This window comes from Sphingobium sp. IP1, assembly GCF_002708645.1.
Lineage (GTDB): Bacteria > Pseudomonadota > Alphaproteobacteria > Sphingomonadales > Sphingomonadaceae > Sphingobium > Sphingobium yanoikuyae.
The window spans coordinates 1-3,021 of sequence record NZ_NOIW01000219.1 but is presented as its reverse complement, the minus strand read 5'-3'; the positions used below and the strand labels follow the sequence as shown (position 1 = coordinate 3,021).

Annotated in this window: 2 protein-coding genes; both read left to right on the top strand. The window is 62.3% G+C overall.

The features are described from left to right. A partial coding sequence (locus CG471_RS29425; protein WP_218964300.1) for an IS3 family transposase occupies nt 1-127 on the top strand: 127 nt, incomplete at its 5' end. Between the two features lie 327 nt (nt 128-454). Further along, nucleotides 455-2,626: a TonB-dependent siderophore receptor gene (locus CG471_RS29420; protein WP_099234619.1), complete on the top strand. Its 2,172-nt coding sequence runs from the start codon at nt 455-457 to the stop codon at nt 2,624-2,626. Nucleotides 2,627-3,021: the final 395 nt, after the last annotated feature.

Here is a 3,021-nt window from a genome sequence, read left to right as displayed (position 1 = left end):
AGCCCGGCAGGACGTGTTCGATTACATCGAGATGTTCTACAATCCGGTCCGCAAGCAGGTCAGGAACGGGATGCTGTCCCCCGCACAGTTCGAACGGCAGCAGATTTTGAAAGCAGAAGGCGTCTAGAAAACTAGGGGCTACTCATTGGCCAATGTCCGCTGGCCGTTCCGAGCAAGCAGCATATCGACAAGTTGTTCCTCAGACATAGGATAACCAGCGGCCATCATATCACATCATAATCCATACCCGTTTATTTGGCTACGTCCGCTCTCCACCCTTGTAGGCAATTCGGCGGTCCGCATGGCCGATCAATGGCGTGACATTACGCCGCGCCCCATATTTCACGCATTTTGTTTCCGAATCGTTGCATTTGCAAATCAATCTCATTAAAGCGCCGCCCCAACATCCAGGGCGCCATGTTCAGGGCATGGCGAAATATGGGGGAAGTGCCTTATGTCCTTTGCATCGAAGAGGAATTTCGTCCGCTACGGTGCGGCGTCGATCGCCGCCTGCATGCTGCTGGCCACCACCAGCGCCCAGGCCCAGGCGCCAGCGGACGAGCCTGATGCAGACACGCCCGCCCCGGACTCCATCGTCGTTACCGGCCAGAATGAGATCAACGGCCTCAACCTCACTACCCGCGAAACGCCCCAGTCGGTCACCAGCCTCGACAGCCTGCGCATGCAGGAACAGGGCCTGACCGACATTTCCGAAGTGATGGCGCAGATCGTCGGCATCCAGACCAACCGCTCCAGCGCGCTCGGCACCGACGGCACCAACTATACCGCGCGCGGCTTTGCGGTGCAGAATTATCTGGTCGACGGCGTTGCCCGCCCGTCCAACATCTATGGCTTCACCGAAGATACGGCCGACATGATCGCCTATGACCGGATCGAGGTGATCCGCGGTTCGGCTGGCATGATGACCGGCACCGGTGAGCCGTCGGCGGCGATCAACATGATTCGCAAGCGCCCCGGCGCGGACCTGAGCGCCACGGTCGCGGCAACCATCGGCTCCTGGGACAAGTACCGGCTGGAAGGCGACATCGGCGGCGCGCTGACCGCCAGCGGCCATGTCCGCGCCCGCGTCGCCGGCGCCTGGCAGGATAATGATACTTTCATCGACCGCGAACATGCCAAGCGCCAGGCGCTCTATGGCGTGATCGAGGCTGATCTTGGTCCCAGCACGCTGCTGACCGCCGGCATCGAATATCAGAATTTCCGCAACGAGGGCGCCTCGCGCGGCGGCGTGCCCCTCTTCTTCACCGACGGCACGAAGACCGATTTCGCCCGCTCCACCAATGGCGGCGCCAACTGGTCCGACTTCAGCCGCAAGAGCGTCAACATCTTCGCCTCGATCGCCCATGATTTCGACGCCAACTGGCATCTGCAGGTCGATGCCGAGCACAAGTCGGGCTCCTATGACGAGACGATCGGCTATTATTTCGGCACCGCGATCGACAAGGAAACCGGCGACGGCGGCACCTTCTACGCCACCCGCTGGGCATCGGACCTGACGCTCGAAGCGGTCTATGCCAATCTGCGCGGCGCGTTCGAGGCGCTGGGCCAGGAACAGCATGTCGCCCTGACCGTGAGCCACACCCGTTTCGACGATGACCAGACGCCCTATCCCGGCTGGTGGGGTGGCAGCGACTATATGTATCCGATCAATGCCTATAGCTATTTCCCGACCGGTGACGTCGCCAAGCCCGACCTGACGCCTTCGGGCGGCACCGCCGGCAACCGGATCGAGACCAGTTCGATTGCCGGCGTCGCCCGGCTGAAGCCGATCGGCCCGCTCTCGATCATCGCCGGCGGCCGCCTCACCTGGTGGAAGCAGGACAGCTATGCGCAGGATGTCACCGGTCCCAAGGTCTGGACCCCGGTGGTCGATGAAAAGGCCGTCTTCACCCCCTATGCCGGCCTGGTGCTGGACTTTACCAAGACCCTCTCGGCCTATGTCAGCTATGCCAGCGTGTTCACGCCGCAAACATCGCGCACGGTCGATGGCGACGTCATCGCCCCGCTCGAAGGCAATACCTATGAAGCCGGCCTCAAGGCCGACTTCCTCGATGGCCGCCTCAGCGCCACCGCCGCCGTGTTCAAGATGCAGCAGGACAATTATGCTCTGGCAGATGGCCCCGGCATCTTCGCGCCCGATGGCAGTTCGGCCTATCATGCCGTATCGGGCATGAAGTCGTCGGGCTTCGAACTGGAGGTGAAGGGCGAAATCCTGCCCGGCTGGCGCATCGCCGGCGGCTTTGCCAACGCCCGTGCGGAAGATCGCGACGGCGTGCGCCAGATGCCGCAGATCGCCAAGAACAGCTTCAAGATGTTCAGCGCTTATACGCTGCCGGGCAATTTCAGCGCGCTGACGATCGGCGGCAATGTCGAATGGCAGGGCAAGACCACGGCCGACGGCGAAGGGCCGAATGGCGAAACCTACGGCCAGGGCAGCCTGGCGGTGGTCGACCTGCTCGCCAATTATCGCTTCACCGACCATCTCTCGCTGTCGGTCCATGTCGAGAATATCTTCGACAAGACCTATTATTCCGGCCTCTATCTCGGCAGCGCCCGCTACGGCGAACCCCGCGTGGTGAAGTTCACCCTGCGCGGCACGCTGTAAGGAGCAGGGGAGCGCCGCCTCCTGTCCCGCTCAAGGGGGAGGCAGCGCAGATGCTGCATGAGACAAGCTCGGCAACAGACCGCACCAGCCATAATCGACCAGATGCAGCCATCGTCACCCCGGCCTGAGCCGGGGTCCCGCTTCTTTATCTGTTGCATAGGAAAGTGGGATGCCGGGTCAAGCCCGGCATGACGGATGTGGGTAGGGCGGCTAACGACCAGAAGCTGACGTTCCCTACTCCCCTCCCTTCCAGGGAGGGGCCGGGGGTGGGTGCGCCGCGTAGCGGCGGTTTACGGTCGATAGGGCAGAAGCTCGCTACGCTCGCAACCCACCCCAACCCCTCCCTGGAAGGGAGGGGCTATGTCTTGTTTTCACCCCTTTTCGCCGGTCACTGG